The organism is Burkholderia reimsis, assembly GCF_003294055.1.
Taxonomy (GTDB): Bacteria; Pseudomonadota; Gammaproteobacteria; order Burkholderiales; family Burkholderiaceae; genus Burkholderia; species Burkholderia cepacia.
On sequence record NZ_QMFZ01000013.1, the window covers coordinates 22,529 to 46,825 of the forward strand.

Annotated in this window: 17 protein-coding genes and 1 pseudogene; 11 read left to right on the forward strand and 7 right to left on the reverse strand. The window is 69.7% G+C overall.

Annotated elements, in window-relative coordinates; translation table 11 throughout:
- The first annotated feature begins 82 nt into the window (after nucleotides 1–82).
- On the forward strand, nucleotides 83–1,252 hold the full coding sequence (locus DPV79_RS16760; RefSeq protein WP_244321767.1) for a helix-turn-helix domain-containing protein: 1,170 nt from the start codon (nucleotides 83–85) through the stop codon (nucleotides 1,250–1,252).
- Nucleotides 1,253–1,497: 245 nt separating this feature from the next.
- On the opposite strand, the gene iaaH is transcribed toward DPV79_RS16760, so the two are convergent.
- From iaaH to DPV79_RS16785, 5 genes are all read right to left on the reverse strand, one after another.
- The gene (gene iaaH / locus DPV79_RS16765; protein WP_113045974.1) at nucleotides 1,498–2,955 is read right to left on the reverse strand and encodes an indoleacetamide hydrolase; all 1,458 of its coding nucleotides are present in this window, start codon (nucleotides 2,953–2,955) and stop codon (nucleotides 1,498–1,500) included.
- A 102-nt stretch (nucleotides 2,956–3,057) separates the two neighbouring features.
- Nucleotides 3,058–3,771, reverse strand: coding sequence for a helix-turn-helix transcriptional regulator (locus tag DPV79_RS16770; RefSeq protein WP_113046050.1), 714 nt, complete (start codon nucleotides 3,769–3,771; stop codon nucleotides 3,058–3,060).
- On the reverse strand, nucleotides 3,768–4,202 hold the full coding sequence (locus DPV79_RS16775) for a hypothetical protein (protein ID WP_133295676.1): 435 nt from the start codon (nucleotides 4,200–4,202) through the stop codon (nucleotides 3,768–3,770). The genes DPV79_RS16770 and DPV79_RS16775 overlap by 4 nt, the downstream gene beginning before the upstream one ends.
- Before the next feature lie 138 nt (nucleotides 4,203–4,340).
- On the reverse strand, nucleotides 4,341–6,500 hold the full coding sequence (locus DPV79_RS16780; RefSeq protein WP_244321768.1) for an alpha-galactosidase D: 2,160 nt from the start codon (nucleotides 6,498–6,500) through the stop codon (nucleotides 4,341–4,343).
- A 339-nt stretch (nucleotides 6,501–6,839) separates the two neighbouring features.
- The gene (locus DPV79_RS16785; RefSeq protein ID WP_113045975.1) at nucleotides 6,840–7,742 is read right to left on the reverse strand and encodes a LysR family transcriptional regulator; all 903 of its coding nucleotides are present in this window, start codon (nucleotides 7,740–7,742) and stop codon (nucleotides 6,840–6,842) included.
- 158 nt (nucleotides 7,743–7,900) lie between these two features.
- On the opposite strand from DPV79_RS16785, the gene DPV79_RS16790 reads away from it, so the two are divergent.
- Nucleotides 7,901–8,677: an SDR family NAD(P)-dependent oxidoreductase gene (locus tag DPV79_RS16790; protein ID WP_021161532.1), complete on the forward strand. Its 777-nt coding sequence runs from the start codon at nucleotides 7,901–7,903 to the stop codon at nucleotides 8,675–8,677.
- A gap of 28 nt (nucleotides 8,678–8,705) precedes the next feature.
- Here the strand turns inward: DPV79_RS16790 and DPV79_RS16795 are convergent, their stop codons facing one another.
- Nucleotides 8,706–9,902: a sugar transporter gene (locus tag DPV79_RS16795; protein ID WP_060125381.1), complete on the reverse strand. Its 1,197-nt coding sequence runs from the start codon at nucleotides 9,900–9,902 to the stop codon at nucleotides 8,706–8,708.
- Between the two features lie 213 nt (nucleotides 9,903–10,115).
- Between DPV79_RS16795 and DPV79_RS16800 the strand changes: the two genes are divergently transcribed.
- A complete protein-coding gene (locus DPV79_RS16800; RefSeq protein WP_059687748.1) occupies nucleotides 10,116–10,790 on the forward strand; it encodes an HAD family hydrolase in 675 nt (224 codons plus the stop codon).
- Between the two features lie 106 nt (nucleotides 10,791–10,896).
- Here the strand turns inward: DPV79_RS16800 and DPV79_RS16805 are convergent, their stop codons facing one another.
- Nucleotides 10,897–11,139: a DUF6566 family protein gene (locus tag DPV79_RS16805; RefSeq protein WP_113045976.1), complete on the reverse strand. Its 243-nt coding sequence runs from the start codon at nucleotides 11,137–11,139 to the stop codon at nucleotides 10,897–10,899.
- Nucleotides 11,140–11,330: 191 nt separating this feature from the next.
- Between DPV79_RS16805 and DPV79_RS16810 the strand changes: the two genes are divergently transcribed.
- The 8 genes and pseudogenes from DPV79_RS16810 (at nucleotide 11,331) to glgX (ending at nucleotide 24,297) form a co-directional block, all read left to right on the forward strand.
- A complete protein-coding gene (locus tag DPV79_RS16810; RefSeq protein WP_113045977.1) occupies nucleotides 11,331–11,918 on the forward strand; it encodes an MgtC/SapB family protein in 588 nt (195 codons plus the stop codon).
- Nucleotides 11,915–12,253, forward strand: coding sequence for a hypothetical protein (locus DPV79_RS16815; RefSeq protein WP_059648549.1), 339 nt, complete (start codon nucleotides 11,915–11,917; stop codon nucleotides 12,251–12,253). The genes DPV79_RS16810 and DPV79_RS16815 overlap by 4 nt, the downstream gene beginning before the upstream one ends.
- 30 nt (nucleotides 12,254–12,283) lie before the next feature.
- Nucleotides 12,284–12,472, forward strand: a pseudogene (locus DPV79_RS43870) (endonuclease/exonuclease/phosphatase family protein); the annotation flags it as partial.
- Nucleotides 12,473–12,500: 28 nt separating this feature from the next.
- On the forward strand, nucleotides 12,501–12,989 hold the full coding sequence (locus tag DPV79_RS16825) for a phage protein NinX family protein (RefSeq protein ID WP_021161540.1): 489 nt from the start codon (nucleotides 12,501–12,503) through the stop codon (nucleotides 12,987–12,989).
- A 154-nt stretch (nucleotides 12,990–13,143) separates the two neighbouring features.
- Nucleotides 13,144–16,533, forward strand: coding sequence for a maltotransferase domain-containing protein (locus DPV79_RS16830; protein ID WP_113045978.1), 3,390 nt, complete (start codon nucleotides 13,144–13,146; stop codon nucleotides 16,531–16,533).
- Nucleotides 16,533–19,946 carry a maltose alpha-D-glucosyltransferase gene (gene treS / locus DPV79_RS16835; protein ID WP_113046052.1) on the forward strand — a complete coding sequence of 1,138 codons (3,414 nt, stop codon included), beginning with the start codon at nucleotides 16,533–16,535 and terminating at the stop codon, nucleotides 19,944–19,946. The genes DPV79_RS16830 and treS overlap by 1 nt, the downstream gene beginning before the upstream one ends.
- On the forward strand, nucleotides 19,943–22,150 hold the full coding sequence (gene glgB, locus DPV79_RS16840; RefSeq protein WP_113045979.1) for a 1,4-alpha-glucan branching protein GlgB: 2,208 nt from the start codon (nucleotides 19,943–19,945) through the stop codon (nucleotides 22,148–22,150). The genes treS and glgB overlap by 4 nt, the downstream gene beginning before the upstream one ends.
- Before the next feature lie 32 nt (nucleotides 22,151–22,182).
- Nucleotides 22,183–24,297, forward strand: coding sequence for a glycogen debranching protein GlgX (glgX, locus tag DPV79_RS16845; RefSeq protein ID WP_059813525.1), 2,115 nt, complete (start codon nucleotides 22,183–22,185; stop codon nucleotides 24,295–24,297).

A 24,297-nucleotide genomic window follows, 5' to 3' on the forward strand; every position in this document is an offset into this window, starting at 1 on the left:
GGGCGCCGGGCTATATTACGCATTCGCGCTACACGCGGGCCGGCACGTCCGGCCCGAACCTTCGACCCAACTGGAGCGCAGCGTGAATGCAGCCCCCGAATCCCCTGCACGGCCGGTCGACCTCGACCGGCTCCGCGCCCGCTTCGCGGCGGGCGAACCGCTGCCGGAAACGGCGTTGCCGGCCGGCGTCGCGCGCTCGTGGCTGCGTTCGCGCGACGCCGGGCTACGGCCGTGGCAAACCGCCCGCTATGAAATGCAGCGCGAGCTCGACGAATCGCGCGCGGACCGTCGGCTGACCCGCTGCGTCGCGCCGGAAATCGAGCAGCTGTGGGCCGCGTTCGGCGGCAGCGAGTGGACGATCTTCTGCGTCAATCCGCGCGGCACGATCGTCCACGCGCGGCGCAGCCCGCATTGCGACGACACGCTGCTGACGCCGATCGTCGCCGGACGCCGGATCGTCGAGCCGAACATCGGCACGACCGCGCCGAGCTGCGTGATTCACGACGGCACCGAGGCGGTCGTCGCGGGCGCCCAGCACTATCTCGACGAATTCTCGCGCGTGTTCTGTCTCGCGGTGCCGCTGGTCGGTTTCGACGGGGAAGTGATCGGCGCGCTGGACATCACCGGCGTCGGCCGGCGCAATGTCGTGCAGTTGCGCGAGCAGTTCCGGCATGCGGCGCTGTCCGCCGAGCAGCGGCTGTATGCGATGCTGCGCGACTGCCATCTGCTGCAGGTGCAGTACGATCCGCGCTGGCTCGGCACGCCGCTCGCGGGCGTCGTCGCGCTCGACGAGGCGGGCCGCGTGCGCGCGGCGAGCCGGCTCGCGCGGCAGATGCTCGACCTCGCGCCGGCCGGGCCGATCGAACCGCACGATCTCCGGCAACTCTTTCCCGGCGCGACGCCCGCGCAGCAGCGTCGTTTGCTGACACCGGCGCGTACGCCGCAGCGGATCGCGCGCGACGACGGCAGCCACATCTGGGTGCGGGCCGTGCGCGCACCGCTCGATCGGGCGGCGATGCGGCGGCAATCCGATGCGCTGGAAGACGCCGCCGACGTGTGCGGCACCGCACCGGCCGCCAGCCCGCAGGCCAGCCTGCACGAGCAGTCGCTCGACGCGATCCGCCGGGCGGTCGACGAGCACGACGGCAATGTGTCGGCCGCTGCGCGGCAACTGGGCATCTCGCGCACCACGCTGTATGCGAAGCTCAGGCAGCTCGATGCAGCGGGAATCACGAACGCCGGCGCGCATTGATACTGCGTGCGGCGATGGCGCCTGCGCCCCCGCCCGCCTCTCGTGCGGCCGCAACGTGAACCACACGATCGCGACCGCGCCGACCCCGCCGCCCAAGATGCCGATCCACGGCCGTTCGGCGTCACGGGAAACCGCCGGTCGTGCATGCCGGCCAGCTTCGCGGCGAGCGCCGCCGGCTTCGACGATTCAGCCGCCGCCCCGTCCACGTCCGCGGCGCGGCAACATGGCGGCGCGGCGGCATAGCGTCAGCCCGGATAACCGCCCAACCTGCCCCCAACCCCGAACCCGTCGTCCGGTGCCGGCAGTCGCCCGAGCACCCGCTCGACCTCCAGCGCGACCGCGATGAGTTCGCGATCGGTGCCGGCCGCGCCGTCGAGTGCGAGGCCGACCGGCAGCCCGTCCACCGTCAGGCCGGCCGGGACGGTCATGCCCGGCACGCCGGCGTTGCTGCCCGGCTCGGTATTGCGGATGTAGGTCGAGAACACCGAAGCGGTTTCGCCGTTGAGCATCATCGTGTCGCCCGCCGGGATCGGGCACGCGGTGGCGATCGTCGTCGGAAAGACCAGCGCGTCGGCACCGCTGTCGGCGAGGCACTGCCGATATGCGGCACGCGAACGCGTCCGCCGGTCGAGCGCGGTGCGGTAGGCCGCTTCGCCGATCCCGTCGGGGCCGGTGACATGGCGGGCGATCTTCGCGACGTCCGGGCTCCCCACGTTCGCGACGATGTCGTCGACCGTCAGGTCGTAGCCGTTCTCGACCAGGTACGCGTGCATCGACGAACGGAATTCGTACATCGCGATGACGGCCGGCTCGTCGTCGAAGAACCCCGGATAGTCGTTCAGGTCGAGGTCGACACATTCGAATCCCGCCTGCTCCAGCTTCGCCACCGCGGCATTCGCGACCGCGTCGACGTCCGGCGCGAGGCCGCGCCAGAACGTCGTGCGCGGAATCGCGAGACGCACGGGGCGCGTCACGCTGCGCACAGGGGGCGACAGCGGCGCGGCGGCGCCGGCGAGAATCGCGTCGAGCAGCGCGATGTCCTCGACCGACCGCGCGATCGGGCCGACGGTGTCGCGCGTGCGAGAAATCGGCGCCACGCCGCCCGACGGGTAGCGCCCCACGGTCGGCCGCAGGCCGACGGCACCGCACAACGCGGCCGGAATCCGGACCGAGCCACCGGTGTCCGTGCCGAGCGCGGCGGGCACCACGCCCGCGCCGACCAGCGCGCCCGAGCCGCTGCTGCTGCCGCCCGGAATCCGGTTGAAATCGTACGGGTTGCGTACCGCGCCGGTGACGCGGTTGTTGCCCGACACGCCGAATGCCAGCTCGTGCAGGTTGGCCTTGCCCGCGATCAGCGCCCCGTGCGCGAGCAGCCGCGCCACCACCGGCGCGTGCTGCGGCGGCACGCGGTTATGCAGCGCGAGCGTGCCGTTGCCGGTCGGCAGGCAGGCGGTGTCGATGTTGTCCTTGATCGCGATCGGCAGGCCCAGCAGCGCGTGCGGGGTGGCCGACGTCGCGAGGTCGCGGTCGCAGCGGGCCGCTTCGGCGAGCAGCCGCGCATCGTCGACGCACGTGAAGCCGTTCAGGTAGCGCCAGCGTGCGTGCCGCTCGATCAGCGCGTATGCGTACTCGACACAGGAAAACTCCCGGCGCAGGATCGCGTTCCGGGCTTCGGTGAGCGTCAGGGTTCCCAGGGTGGGCATCGTCGTCGGTCCTCGTCACGGGGGATCGCCACAAGGTAGGGCGTGCCGATTTTGACGCCCATCATCACAATGGATGACCCCGGCCGACGGCCGCGCCGCCGGTCACGCCAGCGCGGCGGCCAGGCTCGCGCGGTTGGCGACGCCCTTCTTCGCCATCACGCGCCGCAGATGCGTGCGGACCGTCGCCAGCCCGATGCCGAGCGTGCGCGCGACGGCCTTGTCGGTGTAGCCGGCGGCGACGAGCCGCGCGACGTCGCTCTCGCGCTCGGTCAGCCCGGTACACGCATGACGCCGCCTCAGCAGCGCACGCCGGAAAAACGGCTCGATGCCGTCCAGCAGCAGCTTGTCGCGCTCGGTGAAGTCGGGGCGGCCCTGCGCACGCCAGATGCGCAGGTCGCCGACGTGCGTCGCGCCATCGAATGCATAGACGTTGATCCCGTGATGCATGCCCTCGCGGCTCAGGAAGTCGCCGTAGAACGCGGTGCGTTCCAGCTCGCGGCGACTCATCACCTCGTCGACGCAGGTCGCCACGCGGCGCGCGCACAGTTGCGACGTAACCGGGTCGATATGCTGGAACCACGCTTCGTACCGCGCGATCTGCGACGGGTCGAGGTTGTACGAGAATCCGTTGCGCCAGAGCCCGGTTTGCGCGTCGCACTCGAACGACGCGGCGAAATCCGCGCGCATCAGCCGGGTGATCTCGGGCAGCACGACCGTCCTCACGTCGACGACCGGCCCCAGTTCTTCCAGGCGGGCGACGATGTCGCCGAACAGCCGGAGTTCCTCCGGCGTGATCTCGGAGACGGAAAGGTTCATGATGCGGCCGCGACCGTCGCCTGCCATTGCGCGGCCACGCCGGTGTAATCGACGACCTTGAAAGCCGAGCCATCCTGAACATGGACCCAGCCGAACGTGCGAGCGGCCAGCGGCTTGTCGTGGTCGTCCGTCGCGATCTTGACGATCGCATGCGCGCGGACATGCACGAGACCGTCCGGATAGTCGGACGACGGGTTTGCCAGCGTCACCGTCACGAACGGGCCGAGATCCTGCAACAGTTGCGCAGCCGGCGGATTGTCGGCCATCAGCAACGAGCCGCCCTTCACGCGGTCGTCCACGCGAATGGCCGTGCCGCCCGGCCGCCGGTGCGCGGCGGTCGGCAGCGACATCCATAGCACGTGCGCCGGGTTGAGATAGACCACATCGGGTTCGCCCATCGCGTCGCGGGTTTCAATCCGGGGTATCGGCATGCAGGGTCTCCAGTCGAATGTCGGGCACCGCGTGCGGGTGCGGCGGCACCATGATGATGCCGCAATATGTCGGCTTGCAACGTGCCCGTCGATGCATGGCGCGACCGCCCTCGACCGGGAAGCCGCGCCACGCGCTCGTCATTGCTTGGCCGGCGCGCCGATGCCGTCGATATCGGGTGCCCAGCCCGTCGGATTGGCGAACTTCAGCGTGTTGGCGCTGCCCTGCCGGAACGCGCCCGTTACCGTCAGCGTCGACACGTTCCCCCATCCGCCTGTCGACGGGAACGACACGGACACGGGGGCCGCGCCGTCGAAGCTGAGCTGCGCGCTGCGCGGCGCCGAATCGCCGTTCACGTAGGCGATCGCGACGCTATAGGTGCCGTCCGCCGCCACCGAGATGCCGTTGATCGTCAGCGTGCCGTTGCTGGTCCCGTCACCATTGCCGACATAACCGACGTCCTGCCCGCCCGAGCACGCGCCGCATGACGACACGCGTGCCGCACCGCCGAGCGTGTTGCCGGCCGCCTCGGCCTCGTAGGCCAGCGGCGGCGGCGGCGGAACCTTCACGGGGCCGGCCACCACGGCGATCGACGTGACGTCGGGGGCCGCCGTCGTGCCACCGAGGCTCGACAACGTCAACGTGTTCTGCCCGGACTGCAGGTCGACGAAGACCGTCACCGTGCCGACGGCCTTGCCCGTGGGCGGAAACGCGAGTGTCGTGCCGTTGCCGCCGTTCGCACCGAGCCGTGCCTCGACGGTTTCCGTCCCGGTGTTCAGGTACGCAATCTGCACATAACCGCCCGCCGTTTGCGAGCTCACGTCATTGAACGTCACCGCACCCAGCCCCGTCACCTTCCTGCCGCTTGCACACGCCGCGCAGTCCGCAACGGTCGCGCCGCCCGACAGGGTGCCCGGCAGGTAGGTGGTCGACGGCAGATCCGTGCCGCTCAGCACGAGCATCACCGTGCCGCCGGCCGGCACACTCGCGACCGTGTAGGAACCGGTGGCCGCACCGAGATCCTTGTGCGCCCAGACGTCGCGGACGACGGCCGAGGTGCCTGCGGCGAAACCCAGTTGCTGCCACGTGACCGTCATGTCGCTTGCCGCCGTACCGTTGTTGAACAGCAGAACCGCGCGTTTGCCTGCGCCGGCCAGCAGCTTCGCCCACACCTGCTGCCCGTTGGCGTCGGCGACCTTCAAGCCCTGCAGGCCCAGCATGTCCTGGTCGATCGCGATCAGCTCGGGATTGGTCAGCAGGCTCACCGTCTCGCTCGACAGCGACTTCGACAGGTCGTTGCCGAGTATCATCGGCGCGCCGGCGATGGCCCACAGGTTCACGTGCGCAAGATCGTTCGCCGCCGTCATGCCCATGCCGGCCACCATCATGTCCGGATCGTTGTAATAACCGGTGTGCTGGCCTTCGGGGTGATAGTTGCCGTTGAAGTTGCCGAGCACCGAGCCGAACTTCGGCACACCGCTCCCCGGCCCGTAGATGTCGCCCGTCGTGCGCCATGACATCGCGATGCCCGCGCCCCAGTCCCACGGCCCGAGGTTGTAATCGGGATAGCCGCTTTGGCCGAGCGTGCCCCAGTCGCACATGTTCAGCACCAGCCGCTTGCCGGTGGCGACATAGGCTTTCTGGATCGCCTGCGAGATCGCCGTATAGGCTTGCTGCGGATCGTATCCGGCCGCACGGCCGCCGCACCAGTCGACCTTGACGAAGTCATAGCCCCATTGCGCGAACTGCAGGAAATCGTGATCGTAGTGCGCATAATCGCTGCCGACGAAATGCGTGCCGTTCGTGTTGCCGCAGCCCTGCGGCCCGGAATCGATATAGATGCCGGCCTTCAATCCCTTGCCGTGAATGTAGTCGGCCATCGCCTTCATCCCGCCCGGCCACTGGTTGGTGGGATTGCCGTTCATGTCGACGTTGAGGATGAAATTACCGTTCGCGTCGCGCTTTCTCGAGGTCCACCAGCCTTCGTCGATATTCACGTACTGGTACTTGTTGCCCGTCGCGAGGTTCGCATTCAGCGCAGCCAGCCCGTCCGCCTGCGCCTTGATCGTATCGAAGCTGACGTTTTCTTCGAGGCTGTTCCATGACGACCAGCCCATCGGCGGCGGATTCACCGCGATCTGCTGCAGTGCAGTCGGCGACGTGTCCGTCGTGGTCGTGCTGCCGCCCGTCGTCGAGGTCGCTCCCGTTCCCGTCGCCGACGTGCTCGTTCCCGGCGACGAACCGACATCGTCGCCTCCGCATGCGGACAGGCCGATCGCTGCCGCCGCAAGGCATATCATCAATATTCCTAAATGATTTGTGCGCTGCATCTTCGTCTCCCGATTGTTGTGAACGACGCACGTCGATCAGCCTTGTGCGCGTACGCAGATTAATGACGTTCGTTTCCCCGTTTCAATCTTTGCGGCACGCGGCCACATATTGGGAGATGGCGGTTTTCCGGTCGCCCGTCGCCTTGTCGCCAATGGTTTGAGCAAATGACCGCAAAAACCCAATCTTTGGAAACTCGATCGACTGGACGGAAACAATTCGGATCGTTGTTGCCGGTTTGACGCGAAACCGGACAGGCGTGTTGCCCCCGCCATGAGCGGGCGGGCTGCCGGACCATGCGGACGCATCGCCTACGCGCGCGACGTTGCGTGCGCGAGCTTCGCCACCAGCTCGTCGTACACCACCCGGATACGCCGCGGCATCGGGCCGCGCCGCGGCCGATACACGTGCAGTTTCCACGGCTCGGGTTCGATGCTCGGCAACAGGCGCACCAGGCGCCCCTTCTGGACGTGCGGCCTGACCAGGTACTCCGAGCACTGACCGAACCCGATCCCCGCGCACACGGCCTCGATCTCCACTTGGGTGTCGTCCGTCAGATAGGCCGGCGATGACGGAACGAATTGCTGCTCGCCGCGAAACACCCATGGCCACGGCCGTCCGTTCGCGCGGTCGATCAGGCAGGTCACCGGCATCGCCGCGAGTTCCTTGCGGCTTTTCGGCTCGCCCAGCCGCATGATCAGCGACGGTGCCCCCACGACCCACATCGGCAACGGCCCGACCATGCGTGCGACGAAGCGGTTGTCGCCGATTGCGCCGACACGCACGCCGATGTCGATCTGCTCGTCGACCACCGGCGACGGCGCATCCGACAGCCGCAGGTCGGGCACGAGGTCCGGATACCGCTGCATCAGGTCGATCAGGATCGGCTGGACGTAACGACGCCCCATGCCTGACGGCGCCGTGACCCTGACGATACCGGCCGGTTCGTCGGCCTGCCCGGCCGCCGGCCCGAACAGCCCGTCGACGGTAGACAGCGCCGCCTTCGCGTCGCGCGCGAACGACTGCCCGAACGCGGTGATCCGGATGCTGCGGGTCGTCCGGTGAAACAGCGTTTCGCCGAGCATCTCCTCCAGCTCGCGCACCGCGCGCGTCACGACCTGCGGCGACACGCCGAGACGCGCCGCCGCCTCGCGGAACGTGGGTGCCGCGGCCGCCGCTGCAAAAATCTTGAGGAGATCGAGTCGATTGAGCATGGCGAACCCTTCTGACGTTCCCTGAGCGACGCGTTTAATTCCGAAATCCGGAATTCTGAATGCGAGATTGTTCCATTTTATTGCGGCAACCGAACGACCACAATGAGCACCAGACGTCGCATTGACGTGGATGATCAACCCCTCAGGAGCAACACATCATGAACGCAAGCACGCAAACCGCCCCACTCGCAAACCGCGTCGCCGTGGTGACGGGCGCCAGTTCCGGCATCGGCCGTGCGTCGGCGATCGAACTCGCGCGACGCGGCGCGAAGGTCGTCGTCAGCGCCCGGCGCAAGGCCGAACTCGATCGACTGGTCGACGAGATCGTGACGGCCGGCGGCGACGCCCGCGCATTTGCCGCCGACGTCGCGAACGAAGACGATCTGCGCAAGCTCTTCGATTTCACGGTAGCGACCTACGATCGCCTCGACATCGCGTTCAACAATGCCGGCACGGAAGGCGTATTCGCGCCGCTGCTCGAGCAGAATGCCGAGCGTTTCGACAAGGTGTTCGAGCCGAACGTGCGCGGCGTCTTCAACTCGATGAAGTACGCGGCCGAGATCATGCTGCGCCAGGGGTCGGGCAGCATCATCAACAATGCGTCGATGGGCGGGCTGATCGGATTCGAGAATGCGTCGGTCTATATCGCGAGCAAGCACGCGGTGATCGGGATGACGAAGACGGCGTCGATCGAGTGGTTCAAGCACGGCGTGCGCGTCAATGCACTGTGCCCGGGGCTGATCGAAACGCCGTTCCATCACCGCGGCATCTGGCCGTCGGACGACGCGCAACAGGCATTTGCCGCATCGACGCCGGCAGGACGGTGGGGCTCGGCCGAGGAGATGGCGACGATCGTCGCGTTCCTCGCATCGGACGATTCCAGCTATGTGTCGGGGCATGCGCTCGTGGCCGACGGCGGCTATTCGGTGGCGTGAGATGCCAGGCGCGATCCGTGGCGCGGCTTCACGGCGCCGCGGCTGCCTCCTCCCGCTTCGCGTGAAGCCGTAGCGCGAGCCACGCGATCCCGACCGCGCACGCACCGACCACGCCGCCGAAGGTGCCGATCCACGGCAGCCCGAAATCGCCGGCGATATGGTTGCCGAGAAGCGCGCCCGCGCCGATCCCGACGTTGTACAGCCCGGAGAAGATCGATACCGCAAGATCGGTCCCCTCCGGTGCCAGTTTCAGCACCCACGCCTGCATCGCCAGGCCGAAACAGACGATCGCGCCGCCCCATACCAGCGTATGTACGGACAGCGTCACGATGTTCAGCGCGCACGGGAACAGGATCAGCAGGCATCCCGACAGCGCGACGATCGAAGCCAGCAGAAAGTCGTCCGGCCGGCGCGGGAAAATGCGGTTGAAGCAGATTGCGGCCGGCATCCCGGCGACACCGAACAGGATCAGCACGTAGGTAATCCGGCTGCTGCTCGCGTGATTGACGCTTTGAACGAACGGCTCGATGTACGTGTACGACGTGAAATGCGCGGACACGACCAGCACCGTAATCGCGTACAACGCGACCAGCGCCGGTTTGCGCAGAAACACGCCGACGCTGCTGAGCGACCCCGCGCCCTGGCTCGGCAGCGCAGGCAACGTCGCGCGCAGCAGCAGCAACGCGATACCCGCCGCGCCCGCGACGATCAGGAACGTGACACGCCAGCCGAATGTCTCACCGATCACGCGTCCGAGCGGAATGCCGGCGACCATCGCGATCGACGTGCCCATTGCGAGCATGCCGAGCGCGCGGCTTTTCCGGTCGGGCGGCGCGATCCGCACGGCCAGCGGAACGGAAATCGACCAGAACACCGCGTGCGCGCAGGCGATGCCGAGCCGGCCGATCATCAGCACCGTGAAATTCCACGCAACGCCGGTGACGACGTGGCTGCCGATGAACACCAGCAACGCGCAGGACAGCAGCTTGCGCCGCTCGACGTGGCGCGTGAGCAGCGTCAGCGGCAACGACACGACGGCGACGGTCCATGCGTAAATCGTCAGCATCAGCCCGACGTCGGTGGGCTGCATGTGAAGGCTGTCGCCGATCGAGCCGAGCAGCGCAACCGGTACGAATTCGGTGGTATTGAAGATGAAGGCGGTCAGGGCCAGGGCCAGTACGCCCCACCATGAGTGCTCGGAACTGAAGGCGTCCGGTGTTGCCATACCTGGGATCGACGAGGGTTGGGGCGCGTGCGGCGCGGAAATCGCGGCCTGGCGTATCGCCGCGATTGTACCAGCGGCGCCTGACACGGCGCGGCGCGGGGCGGCCGCGGGACATGGTCATGACATGGCCTTGCGCCGATAATGTGCGGCACGCTTTCGCGCCCCGTTCGCTCGCCCCTTGTTCGCTCGCCTCCGGCGAGCCAGGAGATTCACATGCGCATTGAAACGTCATTTCTGTTCGATCTCGACGGCACGCTCGTCGACAGTGTCTATCAGCACGTGCTCGCGTGGAAGGAGGCGCTCGATGCCGAAGGCATCGAACTGTCGGTGTGGCGCATCCACCGCAAGATCGGCATGAGCGGCGGCCTGTTCCTGAATCAGCTGCTGCGGGAGACGTCGGGCAACCTCGACGCCGAACGCGTCGAGCGCCTTGCCCGCCTGCATGCGGCCGCGTACCAGCGGCTGCGCGCGCAGGTCCGGCCGCTGCCCGGCGCGCGCGAATTGCTGGCCGCGCTGTCGGCGGCGGGCATCCGCTGGGCGATCGCGACCAGCGGACGAATGGAAACGGCGGCCATCAATCTCGAGGCGCTCGGCGTCGATCCGGCGAAGCAGGTCGTGGTCACGCGCGACCAGGTCAAGTACGCGAAGCCCGACCCCGACCTGTTCCTGACGGCCGCCGCGCAGCTGAACGTGCCGATCGAGCACACGGTCGTGGTCGGCGACAGCATCTGGGACATGCTCGCCGCGAGCCGCTGCCGCTCGCTCGGCGTCGGGCTGCTGTCGGGCGGTTACGGCAGCGACGAGCTGGAACGCGCGGGCGCGCTGCGCGTGTACGACGATCCGGCCGATCTGCTGTGGCATCTCGACGAGATCGCCGCGCGGCCCTGAACCGCCCGCCTCGCCGACGGCACCCCTGCGCGGGATCGCCGTCGGTTTCGCCGGCCACGAACGGCCGGCGACGCCGCGCCGTAACGCCACGCGGCCGCCGAGCGGCTCAATCGTCGTCCACCCGCTTGTCGATCAGGTACCGACCCCGCTCGACGCCCGCGCGCAGCGCGTCGACCTCGGTCAGCCATTCAGGGCCGGGCGGCTCCGGCACGATCAGCTCGATGCGCGCGCCGCCGACATACACCTGCACCTCGTCGCGCCACGCGCCGCGTTCGTCGCGCCGGGCCCAGACGAGGATTTCGTGGCCGCGATACGGGTCGCGAACCTGTGCGTCCTGTTGATGTTGCATGGTGGCCTCCTGTCCTTATCTGCGATTCCGATGCAAAAAATGCGCGCCGCGTGACCACCGCGCGCGCGGCGAACCTCGTGCGCACGCGCCGTGCCCGGCCGGCACGCGGCTTGCGTCCCGTTACGTATCGACCGTATCGACAGTCTTGACCGTTCCGGGCCGCCTCGCGCGGGCCGCAAGGATTTCCCATCATGATCGGCCACCTCGAACTTCTCGGACGCCTGCTGCTGGCCGCGCTGCTCGGCAGCGTGATAGGGCTCGAACGCGAACGCCTGAACTGGGCCGCCGGGCTGCGCACGCACATGCTCGTATGCGTGGGCTCCGCCCTCGTGATGCTGGTGTCGACGTTCGGCTTCGAAGACGTGCGCGGGCTGACGACCGCCGCGAGCCTGTGGGCCGTGGCCGGTGTCGGCCTTGCCACGGGCGGCGGCATGTACATGGCGTCGATCGGCGCGACGGCGATCGTGCTCGCGATCCTCGCGGGCGTGAAACCGCTCGAGCGCCGCTTCATCGCGCAGCGCCAGCAACGCACGCTGCGGCTCGTGGCCGAACGCGGCGGCCTGACGCTCGGCACGCTGCACGAAGCGCTCGGCCTCGGCCGGGTGCGCGTGAAGCGGTACATCGTCCAGCAGTCGGACGACGATCCCGACACCGACGACATTTCGGTTTCGTTCTCGCGCACCAGCGGACCGGAATTTGCCGCCATCTGCGAAACGCTGCAAAGCATCGCCTGTGTACGGACCTGTCAACCCGATACCGCGTCAAGGAGCTTCGCGTGACCCGCACCGACCTGCTCTCCCATCTCGTGTCGTGCCAGCTCGCCGCGCGCATGCGGTCAGGCGCATGGCTCCCGATCCGCCAGCTCGTGGGCGCGCAGCGCGCATGGCTTGCGAGCCATCGCGCCGAATGCGGATGGCTCGAGCGGATCAAGATCGCGGACGCATCGACGACGATCGCGCAAGGCATCTACGACATCGCGGTCGCGCACGGCGATCCGGCCAGCGGCGAACGCGTGCGGCTCGACGCGGATTCGCCGGAACTGCAGGCGCTGCGCGCACGCTGCGACGCGCTGCTGCAGCATATCGACGGCGACCGGGACGTCGACGCGCGATGATCGTTCGGGATCACGCGACACGCGCCGACGCGACGGCCGACGGCGCCGCGCACGTTCCCGACCGTGTGCCCGGTGTTCTCGCTGGCCCGGATCCGGGTCGATCCGGGCGAACTGCTGGTCGACGTGGCCGTGCGTCGCGGCACGCATTCGACCACGATCTATCCACTGATCGCCCGCATACGCGCGACGCCCGCGACGGGCACGTCGCTTGCGCGGTGAGCCGGTTTCGACCGGATGGAGCTCACCCATGCGAACCGACGCCCTCGACGGACAGGCACTCGACTACTGGTGCGCCCGCGCGCTCTGCGCGGACGACGAAGACACGCTGCGCTTCACCGCCGTGACGCCGACCGTCGTCGTGACGGCCGCCTGCGACGCGTTCCGGCACCTGGATGCCCCGTTCACGCCATCGACATCGTGGGCCGACGCCGGCGCGGTGCTCGACCGCGTCGACGATCTGCGGATCACCCGCCACGGCGACGACGTCGAATGCGACGCCACCTTCGCCGACGGCCCGTCGACCTGCGGCGCGCACGCCCGCGATGCACGCGTGGCGCTGCTGCGCGCGTTCGTGCGCGCGCGCTTCGGCGACGAGATCGACCCGCCGCCGCCGTTCGCGCACCGGATCGAACACGGCGCCGTGGTGCGCTACGACCCCGGCGTGCCGCTGCCCGACGCGGACGACGATCGCGGCACCGGCGACAGCACGGATATCCGCTCGATACCGCGCATGTAAGTGCATGCATGTACCCGGCGTTCATGTAAAAACGACAGTCCCGGCACCGGCCGGCTTCCTGCACACGCCTTGCCCGGCGGGACACCGCCCGGCGGGCACGCGCGTTGCGGCACACCGGCGTTATCGACTGCCGCCACCCGCTCCGCGCCACGCCATGGACTCCACGCCGACCTTCGCCCCGCACCTCTATTTCTGCGACGCCCGCCTCGTCGGGCCGCTCGACGCATGGCCGCAGACATTCGCGCATATCGCGGGCATGGGCTTCGATCACGTGCTGGTCGGCGGCTTCTGGGCCGCGAGCGTCGCCGGCTTTCCGCGTCACGTGGCCGATTTCCGGCGTCCGGCCCAATCGTTCGCGACACGTGCGAGCGCACTCGAAACCTTCTCGCGGCTCGCCCAACTCGCCCAGGGCCACGGGCTGCGCCTGCTGCTCGAAGTCGTGCCCGACCGCATCGCGCGCGACAACCCGCTGCGCGCCGAACATCCGGACTGGTACGTCGAGCGCACGCACGACGACGCGCTGATCGATCCGCGTGGCACCGCGCACGCGCTGGACCTCGCCCACGCGAACCTCGGGAGCGACGCGGTGCGCGACGCGCTGGCAGCCTGGTGGTGCGCGCACCTCGGCGCATTCGCCGATGCGGGTGCCGCCGGCTTCCTGGTCGACGCGCCGCATCACCTGCCGGCCGACTGGTGGCCCGGCTGGCGCGCGGCGCTGCGCCGGGAGCGCCCGGACGTCGCGGTGCTCGCGGGCGTGCCCGGCCATGCGCGGGACGCACTCGCGCAGCTCGAAGGCACCGGATTCGACGCGGTGTTTTCATCGGTACGCTGGTGGGACCTGCGCGCACCGTGGTTCGTCGACGAACACCGGCTGCTGCGGCGCATCGGCTCGCCGATCGCGTTTCCCGACGCATTCGACGGCGCGCGCCTCGCCGACGACTGGCCCGACGCGCCGGACGACACCGTCGCCCGCGCCTATCGCCGCGCGCTGTGGACGGCCGCGGCCGTCGGCACCGGCTGGCTCGTGCCGATGGGCTTCGAACGCGGCGTCACGGTGCCGCTGATGGCGCGCGACGCCGATGCGGCACGCTACCGCGCCGCGTTCGAGCGGGCGCGCTTCGACCTGTCGGGCGCGATCGCCGATGCGAACGCGTGGCGCCGCGCCACGCCCGTCGCGGCCGCGCGCGGCGAAATCGTGCAGCTGAGCGCGCCCGGCGCGGCGGCGACCACGCTGCTGCGCGGCATCGGGCCGTCGCTCGAACACGACGAAGCCGCGCTGCTGATCGCCGTGAATCCCGATCTCGACGCGGCGGCAACGGTCGACCCCGCGACGATCCTGCCCGGCGTGCCGGGCGGATTCACGCGCGTCGTCACGCACGACGGTACGCGAGCCACCCCGCCGGCCGCGCTGGAACCGTTCACGCTCGAACCCGGCGCCTACGCGCTGCTGCATGCGTGGCCCGCACCGCCCGCCACGACACGCGCCGACGCCGCGAGCGAGCGCGGCGCGTTGTCCGCCGCGCTCGCGGCCGACCGGATCGCGATCGAGCGCGTCGAGCCGTCGGTCGACGGCGGTCGCTTCGCGGTCAAGCGCGTGATCGGCGAGACGCTCGTCGTCCATGCATCGATCTTCACCGACGGACACGCGCATCTCGCGGCCGCGCTGCAGTGGCGCGCCGCCTGCGACGACGACTGGCGCGAAATCCCGTTCGAAGCCGAACCGAACGACGGCTGGCACGCACGCGTCACGCTCGACCGGCTCGGCCGCCACGAGTTTCGCGTGATCGCATGGCGCGACGACTGGGCGTCGCTCGTCGACGATGTCGCAAAGAAAAACGCGGCCGGTCAGGACGTGACGCTCGAACTGCGCGAAGCGCAGCTGCTGCTCGCGACCGCGCTCAGGCTCGCCGATCCGCTCGATGCGCGCGCGCTCACGCGGATGGAACAGCTGGCCGCCGGGTTCAAGGACGCGCCGGCAGACGCGCGGCTCGCGCAACTCGGCGCGGCGCCGCTCGCCGATGCGTTCGCGGCGCTGCGCTACCGTCCGTTCGTCACGCATACGACGCCCTTCCCGGTCGACGTCGAGCGCCGCGCGGCGCGCTTCTCGAGCTGGTACGAGATGTTTCCGCGCTCGGCGAGCGACGATCCGGACCGGCACGGCACGTTCGACGACGTGATCGCGCACCTGCCGCGCATCCGCGACATGGGTTTCGACGTGCTGTATTTCCCGCCGATCCACCCGATCGGCACGACCGCGCGCAAGGGGCGCAACAACAGCCTGACGGCCGGCCCCGACGACGTCGGCAGCCCGTATGCGATCGGCTCGCCGGACGGCGGCCACACGGCCGTGCATCCGCAGCTCGGCACGCTCGAATCGTTCCGCGCGCTGGTCGACGCCGCGCGCGGTCACGGGCTCGAGATCGCGCTCGATTTCGCGATCCAGTGCTCGCCCGACCATCCGTGGCTCGCCGCGCATCCGGGCTGGTTCGCGTGGCGGCCCGACGGTTCGCTGCGCTTCGCGGAGAATCCGCCGAAGCGCTACCAGGACATCGTGAACCCCGATTTCTACGCGCCCGATGCGTTGCCCGACCTGTGGCTCGCGCTGCGCGACGCAATACTGTTCTGGGTCGACGCGGGCGTGCGGATCTTCCGCGTCGACAACCCGCACACGAAGCCGCTGCCGTTCTGGGCGTGGATGATCGACGACGTGCGCGGCCGGCATCCGGACGTCGTGTTCCTGTCCGAGGCGTTCACGCGGCCGGGGATGATGTATCGCCTCGCGAAAGTCGGCTTCTCGCAGTCGTACACGTACTTCACGTGGCGCGAATCGAAGCGCGAATTCATCGACTACCTGACCGAGCTGACGGCCGGCCCCGCGCGCGAGTTCTTCCGCCCGAACTTCTTCGTCAACACGCCCGACATCAACCCGCGCCACCTGCAGAACGCGCCGCGCACGCAGTTCGTGATCCGCGCGGCGCTCGCGGCGACGCTGGCCGGATCGTGGGGCATGTACTCGGGTTTCGAGCTCGGCGAATCGGCGCCGCTGCCGGACAGCGAGGAATACGCGGACGCGGAGAAGTACGAGCTGCGCGCGCGCGACTGGCGCCGCGCCGCGCACATCGGCGCCGAGATCGCGCGGCTGAACCGCGCGCGACGCGCTCACCCGGCCCTGCAGACGCACCTCGGCATCACGTTCGCCGACGCGGACAACGACGCGGTGCTCGTGTTCGTGAAGGCGACGCCGGCGTTCGACAGCGTGGTCGCCGTCGCGATCAGCACCGACCCGTGGCATCCGCAGGTCGCGAACTTCACGCTCGACGCATCGCTGTGGCGCGGTTTCGGGCTCGTCGACGGCGAACCGCTCGACGCGCTCGAACAGGACGCCACGCACGCGGAAACCTGGCGCGGGCACCGCCAGTACGTCTCGCTCGATCCGCACGTGCGGCCGTATGCGATCTGGCGGCTCACGCCGTCTCCAGGCGCCGCGCGGGCGGCGGCGCGCGAACCGGGCGACGCCCGGCCCATTTCGGGAGCCCATGGATGATGAAACGCGAAGATTCCCTCGACGACGTGCGTCGCGCACAGTTCCCGTCGCTCGAGCCGGCCGGCACGCCGCGCCGGCGCCGCGCGCGCCGCCGCGCGCCGGCCCTCTGTGCGGACGATCCGCTGTGGTACAAGGACGCGATCATCTACCAGGTGCACGTGAAGTCGTTCTACGACTCGAACAACGACGGCATCGGCGATTTCCCCGGCCTGATCGCGAAGCTCGACTACATCGCCGAACTCGGCGTCGACACGATCTGGCTGCTGCCGTTCTACCCGTCGCCGCGCCGCGACGACGGCTACGACATCTCCGACTACCGCGACGTGCATCCCGACTACGGCACGCTCGCCGATGTGCGGCGCTTCATCCGCGAAGCCCATGCGCGCGGCATCCGCGTGATCACCGAGCTGGTGATCAACCACACGTCGGACCAGCATCCGTGGTTTCAGCGCGCGCGCCGCGCGAAACCGGGCTCGAATCACCGCGACTACTACGTGTGGTCCGACACCGACACGAAATACGCGGGCACGCGGATCATCTTCCTCGATACGGAAACGTCGAACTGGACCCACGACCCGCTCGCCGGCCAGTACTACTGGCACCGCTTCTATTCGCACCAGCCCGACCTGAATTTCGACAACCCGGCCGTCGTGCGCGAGGTGCTGCAGGTGATGCGTTTCTGGCTCGACCTCGGCATCGACGGGCTGCGGCTCGACGCGGTGCCGTATCTGGTCGAGCGCGAAGGCACGAACAACGAGAACCTGCCCGAGACGCACGCGATCCTGAAGCAGATCCGCGCGACGATCGACGCCGAGTACCCGAACCGGATGCTGCTCGCCGAGGCGAACCAGTGGCCGGAGGACGTGCAGGAGTATTTCGGCGACGAGAACGAATGCCACATGGCGTTCCACTTCCCGCTGATGCCGCGCATCTACATGTCGATCGCGAGCGAGGACCGTTTCCCGATCGTCGACATCATGCGGCAGACGCCGGCGCTCGCGCCGAGCAACCAGTGGGCCGTGTTCCTGCGCAACCACGACGAACTGACGCTCGAGATGGTCACCGACTCCGAGCGCGACCTGCTGTGGCAGACCTACGCGAGCGACCGGCGCGCGCGGCTGAACCTCGGCATCCGGCGCCGGCTCGCGCCGCTGATGGAACGCGACCGGCGCCGCATCGAGCTGATCAACTCGCTGCTGCTGTCGATGCCCGGCACGCCGGTGATCTATTACGGCGACGAACTCGGGATGGGCGACAACATCCATCTCGGCGACCGCGACGGCGTGCGCACGCCGATGCAGTGGTCGTCGGACCGCAACGGCGGCTTCTCGCGCGCCGACCCCGAACTGCTCGTCTTGCCGCCGGTGATGGGCTCGCTGTACGGCTATGACGCGATCAACGTCGAGGCGCAGACGCGCGACCCGCATTCGCTGCTGAACTGGACGCGGCGCATCCTCGCGACGCGCCGCGCGTCGCAGGCGTTCGGGCGCGGCACGATCCGCTTCCTGCGCCCGGATAACCGCAAGGTGCTCGCGTACCTGCGCGAGCTGGACGGCCACGATCCGGTGCTGTGCGTCGCGAACCTGTCGCGCGCGTCGCAGGCCGTCGAACTCGACCTGTCCGGGTTCGCGGGCCGCGTACCGATCGAGATGACGTCGGATTCCCCGTTTCCGCCGATCGGCCAGCTCCCGTATCTCCTCACCTTCCCGCCGTACGGCTTCCTGTGGTTCGTGCTCGCCGAACACGGCCGCGAGCCGTCGTGGCGGCAGCCGCACGCGGAAGCGCTGCCCGAATACGTGACGCTCGTGATGCGGCGCGGCGAGGCGCGGCCGAACCTCGAGCAGCTGCACACGCTCGCGCACGATGCGCTGCCGTCGTGGCTCGCGCGGCGGCGCTGGTTCGCGTCGAAGGACCGCACGATCGGCGAGGCCCGGCTGAACGTCGTCACGCCGGTGCCGGGCGAGCCGTTCGAGTATGCGGAGGCCTGGGTCGAATCGGGCGCGCAGCGCGACGTCGAACGCTACGTCGTGCCGCTCGCGGCCGCATGGGGCGGCGAGACCTCGCAGCCGCTGTTCACGCAGCTCGCGCTCGCGCGCGTGCGGCGCGGCCACACGATCGGCTACCTGACCGACGCGTTCGCGCTGCCGGCGTTCGCACGCGGGATGCTGCGCAAGCTGCGCGACGCCGCCGTGGTGCCGACCTCCGACGGCGGCCACCTCGCGTTCCTGCCGGAAGACGCGCTCGCCGCGCTCGACCCCGGCGACGACGCCGAAGTGCGCTGGCTCGCGGCCGAGCAGAGCAACAGCTCGCTCGTGATCGGCGACGCGATCGTGCTGAAGCTGGTGCGCAAGGTCGCGCACGGCGTGCATCCGGAAGCGGAAATGAGCCGCTACCTGACGCGGATCGGCTACCCGAACACCGCGACGCTCGCGGGCGAAGTCGTGCACGTCGACCCGGACGGCACGCCGCATACGGTCGCGATCCTGCAGCGTTATGCGGACAACCAGGGCGACGCGTGGACGCGCTCGTTCGACTTCCTGCGCCGCGCGGTGGACGAGCTCGCGCTGCCGGCCGCGGACAACGACGAAACCGACGACGCCGACGAGGAACCCGAAGCGCTGCTCGGCTACGCGGCGTTCGCGGGCATCATCGGCACGCGGCTCGGCCAGTTGCACGTCGCGCTCGCGCAGCCGTCCGACGACCCCGCGTTCGCGCCGGAGCGGGCGACGCCCGGCCATGTCGACGGCTGGTGCGCGGACGCGATCGCGTCGTTCGAGCGCGCGCTCGACGTGCTGCACACGCGGCTCGATGCGCTCGATCCCGCGATGCGCGCGGCGGCCGACACGCTGCTCGCGTCGCGCGACGCGGCCGTGCGGGCGCTCGGCGAACTCGTGCCGCGCACGCTCGACGCGCAATGCATGCGGATTCACGGCGATTTCCATCTGGGGCAGGTGCTCGACGTGCAGGGCGACGCGCTGCTGATCGACTTCGAAGGCGAGCCGGCGCGCCCGCTCGAGCGCCGCCGCGCGAAGTCGCATCCGCTGCGCGACGTGGCGGGCCTGCTGCGCTCGCTGTCGTATGTGAGCGCGACCGCGCAGTTCGCGATCGAGAAGGCGCCGCCGCAGGCGGCCGGCCGCAAGCGTGCGCTGTTCGACCGCTTCGGGCAGGCCGCCGCCGACCGTTTCGTCGACTGCTATCGCGCGGCCGCCGACCTCGCGCCCGCGCGCTTCGTCGATCCGCGCTACGCCGACCGCCTGCTCGCGCTGTTCCTGATCGACAAGGCGTCGTACGAGCTGTGCTACGAAGCGGCGAACCGCCCCGACTGGCTGGGCGTGCCGGTCGGCGGGCTCGCGGCGCTGGTCGAACGGCTGCTCGACGACGGCGGCGCATCCGACGACGGAGGCACGCGATGACCGATACGCTGTTCGAACGATCCGACATCGACGCGCTGCTCGCCGGACGTCATCCCGATCCGTTCGCGTGCCTCGGCCCGCACGGGCAGACCGGCAGGACCGTCGTACGCGCGCTGCTGCCCGGCGCGACCGGCGTGCACGTGCTGTCGCCCGACGGCGACGAACTCGGCACGCTCGCCTGCGTCGATCGCGCCGGCTGCTTCGCGGGCACGATCGCGCGCAACGGCGGCGCCCCGCACTACCTGCTCGCGGTCGACTGGCCGGACGCGCGGCAGGTGATCGACGATGCGTACGCGTTCGGCACGCTGCTCGACGACGCAACGCTCGCGCGCCTGTCGGCCGGCGACCCGGCCGCGGTGCTCGACTGCCTCGGCGCGACGCCCCTGCGCATCGACGACACCGACGGCGTGCGCTTCGCGGTCTGGGCGCCGAACGCGCAGCGCGTGTCGGTGGTCGGCGATTTCAACGCATGGGACGGCCGCCGCCATCCGATGCGGCTGCGGCAGCCGTCGGGCGTGTGGGAGCTGTTCGTGCCGGGCATCGGCGCGGGCGAGTGCTACAAGTACGAGCTGCGCGCGGCCGACGGACGCGTGCTGCCGCACAAGGCCGACCCCTGTGCGCGCGCGACCGAGGCGCCGCCGCGCACGGCGTCGGTTGTCGCCGACGTCGCCGCGCTCGACGCGTTCGCGTGGCACGACGACGGCTGGATGCACGCGCGGCCGCGTGCCGACCGCTACCGCGTGCCGTGGTCGATCTACGAGGTGCACGCGGAATCGTGGCAACGCGTGCCCGACGAGATGAACCGCAGCGCGACGTGGGACGAACTCGCCGAGCGGCTGATTCCGTACGCGCGGGGCATGGGCTTCACGCACGTCGAGTTCATGCCGATCGCCGAGTACCCGTTCGGCGGGTCGTGGGGCTACCAGCCGCTCGCGCAGTTCGCGCCGTCCGCGCGCTTCGGGCCGGTCGACGGTTTCGCACGCTTCGTCGACCGCGCGCATGCGGCCGGCATCGGCGTGATCGTCGACTGGGTGCCCGCGCATTTCCCCGACGATCCGCATGGCCTTGCGCAGTTCGACGGCACGGCGCTGTACGAGCACGCCGACCCGCGCGAAGGCCTGCATCCCGACTGGCACACCTGCGTGTTCAACGTCGGCCGTACGGAAGTCGGCGCGTTCCTCGCCGCGTCGGCACTCGCGTGGGCGCGCCGGTATCACGTCGACGGCATCCGCGTCGACGCGGTCGCGTCGATGCTGTACCGCGACTATTCGCGCAAGGAAGGCGAATGGGTGCCGAACGTGCACGGCGGCCGCGAGAACCTCGAATCGGTCGCGTTCCTGCGCATGCTGAACGACACGCTGCACGGTGCGGCCGCGCCGGCCGGCGTCGTCACCATCGCGGAGGAATCGACCGCGTGGCCGGGCGTCACCGCGCCGACCGGCGACGGCGGGCTCGGCTTCGACTTCAAGTGGAACATGGGGTGGATGCACGACACGCTCGCGTACCTGCGCGAAGACCCGGTGCACCGCCGCTATCACCACGACCGGATGACGTTCGGGCTCGTGTACGCGTTCTCCGAGCGCTTCGTGCTGCCGCTGTCGCACGACGAGGTCGTGCACGGCAAGGGCTCGCTCGTCGCGAAGATGCCGGGCGACGCATGGCAGCGGCTCGCGACGCTGCGCGCGTACTTCGGCTTCATGTGGGCGCACCCCGGCAAGAAGCTGCTGTTCATGGGCAGCGAATTCGCGCAATGGGCCGAGTTCGCGCACGACGCGACGCCGCACTGGGACCTGCTCGACGCGCCCGCGCATCGCGGCGTGCAACGGCTCGTGCGCGACCTGAACCGCACCTATGCGGCGGAACCGGCACTGCATGCGCTCGACTGCCACGCGGCCGGCTTCTCCTGGCTGATCGGCGACGACCGCGACAACAGCGTGTTCGCGTTCGCGCGCCGCGACGACGCCGGGCACCTCGTGGTCGCCGTCTGCAACTTCACGCCGGTGCCGCGCGCGGCCTACCGCATCGGCCTGCCCGCCCCCGGGCAGTGGCGCGAACTGCTGAACACCGACGCCGCCCCATACGGCGGCACCAACGCAGGCAACGACGGCGCCGTGTGGGCCGAGGCCGTGCCCGCGCACGGCGAGGCGTGGTCGGCACTGCTGCGCCTTCCGCCGCTCGCGACACTGTGGCTGACCCCCGCCTGATTACCCGCGCCCTCGACACGGAGATCCGCCCCATGCCGACCGCCCTGCCCACCCGTCTCGAATCCGGCCGCAGCTATCCGCTCGGCGCGACCTGGGACGGCCTCGGGACCAATTTCGCGGTGTTTTCCGCGCACGCGCAGCGCATCCAGCTGTGCGTGTTCGATCCGACCGGCCGCAAGGAACTCGCGCGCCTCGACCTGCCCGAATGCACCGACGAGGTGTGGCACGGCTACCTGCCCAACGCGCATCCGGGCACCGTGTACGGGTTTCGCGCGGACGGCCCCTACCAGCCGCAGCACGGCCATCGCTTCAATTCCACCAAGCTGCTGCTCGACCCGTACGCGCGCAAGCTGGTCGGCCAGTTCCGCTGGTCGGACGCGCTGTTCGGCTATCGCGTCCATTCGAATCGCGCGGACCTGTCGATGGACCGCCGCGATTCGGCGCCCGCGATGCCGAAGTGCGTGGTGGTCGACGAGGCGTTCGACTGGAGCACCGACCGGCGCCCGCGCGTGTCGTGGCGCAACACGGTGATCTACGAGACCCACGTGCGCGGCACGTCGATGCGCCGCGCCGGGTTGCGCCCGCCCGAACGCGGCACGTTCTCGGCATTCGCGCATCCTGCGTTCATCGATCACCTGCTGTCGATCGGCGTGACGACGGTCGAGCTGCTGCCCGTCCACGCGTTCCTGCAGCAGCGCGCGCTCGTGAACCGCGGGCTGCGCAACTACTGGGGCTACGACACGGCCGCGTTCTTCGCGCCGGAGCCCGCGTATCTCGCGACGCGGCGGCTCGACGAGATGCGCATCGCGATCCGGCAGCTGCATGCGGCCGGCATCGAGGTCGTGCTCGACGTCGTCTACAACCATACGTGCGAGGGCAACGAGCTCGGCCCGACGCTGTCGTGGCGCGGCCTCGACAACGCGAGCTACTACCGGCTCGTGCCGGGCGACCAGCGCTTTCATGTCGACGAGACGGGCTGCGGCAACACGCTGAACCTGTCGCATCCGCGCGTGGTGCAGATGGTGATGGATTCGCTGCGCTACTGGGCCACCGCGTTCAACGTCGACGGCTTCCGCTTCGACCTCGGCGTGACGCTCGGGCGCGAGGCGCACGGCTTCGACCCCGGCGCGGGCTTCTTCGACGCGCTGCGGCAGGACCCGGTGCTCGCGCAGCGCAAGCTGATCACCGAGCCGTGGGACCTCGGCCCCGGCGGCTACCAGCTCGGCCGCCACCCGCCCGGTTTCGCCGAGTGGAACGACCGCTTTCGCGACACCGTGCGGCGCTTCTGGCGCGGCGACGCGGGCCAGCGGCCGGAGCTCGCCGCGCGGCTCGCCGGGTCGGCCGACCTGTTCAACCACCAGCGGCGCCACACGTGGGCATCGGTCAATTTCGTCACCGCGCACGACGGCTTCACGCTCGCCGATCTCGTCTCGTATTCGGCGAAACACAACGAAGCGAACGGCGAGGACAACCGCGACGGCCGCGACGACAACTGCAGCGCGAACTGGGGCGCCGAAGGGCCCACCGACGATGCCGCGATCCGCGCGGTGCGCGCGCGCGTCGCGCGCTCGATGCTCGCGACGCTGTTCACCGCGCTCGGCACGCCGATGCTGGTGGCCGGCGACGAGTTCGGCCGCACGCAACACGGCAACAACAACGCGTATTGCCAGGATAACGAACTGTCGTGGCTCGACTGGGACCTCGCCCACAGTGACGAAGCCGTGACGCTGATGCGCTTCGTGTCGCGGCTCGCCGCGCTGCGCCGCATGTATCCGGTGATGTCCACGCCGGGTTATCCGTCGGGCGACCGCAACGCCGCACCGGGCATGGCCGAGATCGACTGGTTCGACGAGCGCGGCGTCGCGATGACCGTGCCCGCGTGGCAGGATCGCGAACGCCGCGCGCTGACGATGCGGCGTGTCGGCACGGGCCGCACCGGGCGCACCGAGGCGCTGCTGGTGATGCTGAACGCGTCGTCCGAGACGATCGTGTTCGCGCCGCCCGCGCCGATGCTTGAATACCGCGTGCTGGTCGACACGGCCACGCCGGACGCCGGCCCGCGCAACTGGCCGGCCGACGGGCTCGACGTCGCCGCGCATGCAGCCGCGATCGCGGTGGCCGCCGTGCCGCCCGACCCGCCCTCCTGA

What these genes read in the sequence shown, in the direction of transcription:
- DPV79_RS16805 (WP_113045976.1), bottom strand. Translation starts at nt 11,139, where the DNA reads ATGCAACATCAACAGGACGCACAGGTTCGCGACCCGTATCGCGGCCAC.
- iaaH (WP_113045974.1), bottom strand. Translation starts at nt 2,955, where the DNA reads ATGCCCACCCTGGGAACCCTGACGCTCACCGAAGCCCGGAACGCGATC.
- DPV79_RS16830 (WP_113045978.1), top strand. Translation starts at nt 13,144, where the DNA reads ATGGACTCCACGCCGACCTTCGCCCCGCACCTCTATTTCTGCGACGCC.
- DPV79_RS16800 (WP_059687748.1), top strand. Translation starts at nt 10,116, where the DNA reads ATGCGCATTGAAACGTCATTTCTGTTCGATCTCGACGGCACGCTCGTC.
- DPV79_RS16825 (WP_021161540.1), top strand. Translation starts at nt 12,501, where the DNA reads ATGCGAACCGACGCCCTCGACGGACAGGCACTCGACTACTGGTGCGCC.
- DPV79_RS16810 (WP_113045977.1), top strand. Translation starts at nt 11,331, where the DNA reads ATGATCGGCCACCTCGAACTTCTCGGACGCCTGCTGCTGGCCGCGCTG.
- glgB (WP_113045979.1), top strand. Translation starts at nt 19,943, where the DNA reads ATGACCGATACGCTGTTCGAACGATCCGACATCGACGCGCTGCTCGCC.
- DPV79_RS16780 (WP_244321768.1), bottom strand. Translation starts at nt 6,500, where the DNA reads ATGATATGCCTTGCGGCGGCAGCGATCGGCCTGTCCGCATGCGGAGGC.
- DPV79_RS16790 (WP_021161532.1), top strand. Translation starts at nt 7,901, where the DNA reads ATGAACGCAAGCACGCAAACCGCCCCACTCGCAAACCGCGTCGCCGTG.
- DPV79_RS16770 (WP_113046050.1), bottom strand. Translation starts at nt 3,771, where the DNA reads ATGAACCTTTCCGTCTCCGAGATCACGCCGGAGGAACTCCGGCTGTTC.
- DPV79_RS16795 (WP_060125381.1), bottom strand. Translation starts at nt 9,902, where the DNA reads ATGGCAACACCGGACGCCTTCAGTTCCGAGCACTCATGGTGGGGCGTA.
- DPV79_RS16785 (WP_113045975.1), bottom strand. Translation starts at nt 7,742, where the DNA reads ATGCTCAATCGACTCGATCTCCTCAAGATTTTTGCAGCGGCGGCCGCG.
- DPV79_RS16775 (WP_133295676.1), bottom strand. Translation starts at nt 4,202, where the DNA reads ATGCCGATACCCCGGATTGAAACCCGCGACGCGATGGGCGAACCCGAT.
- glgX (WP_059813525.1), top strand. Translation starts at nt 22,183, where the DNA reads ATGCCGACCGCCCTGCCCACCCGTCTCGAATCCGGCCGCAGCTATCCG.
- treS (WP_113046052.1), top strand. Translation starts at nt 16,533, where the DNA reads ATGAAACGCGAAGATTCCCTCGACGACGTGCGTCGCGCACAGTTCCCG.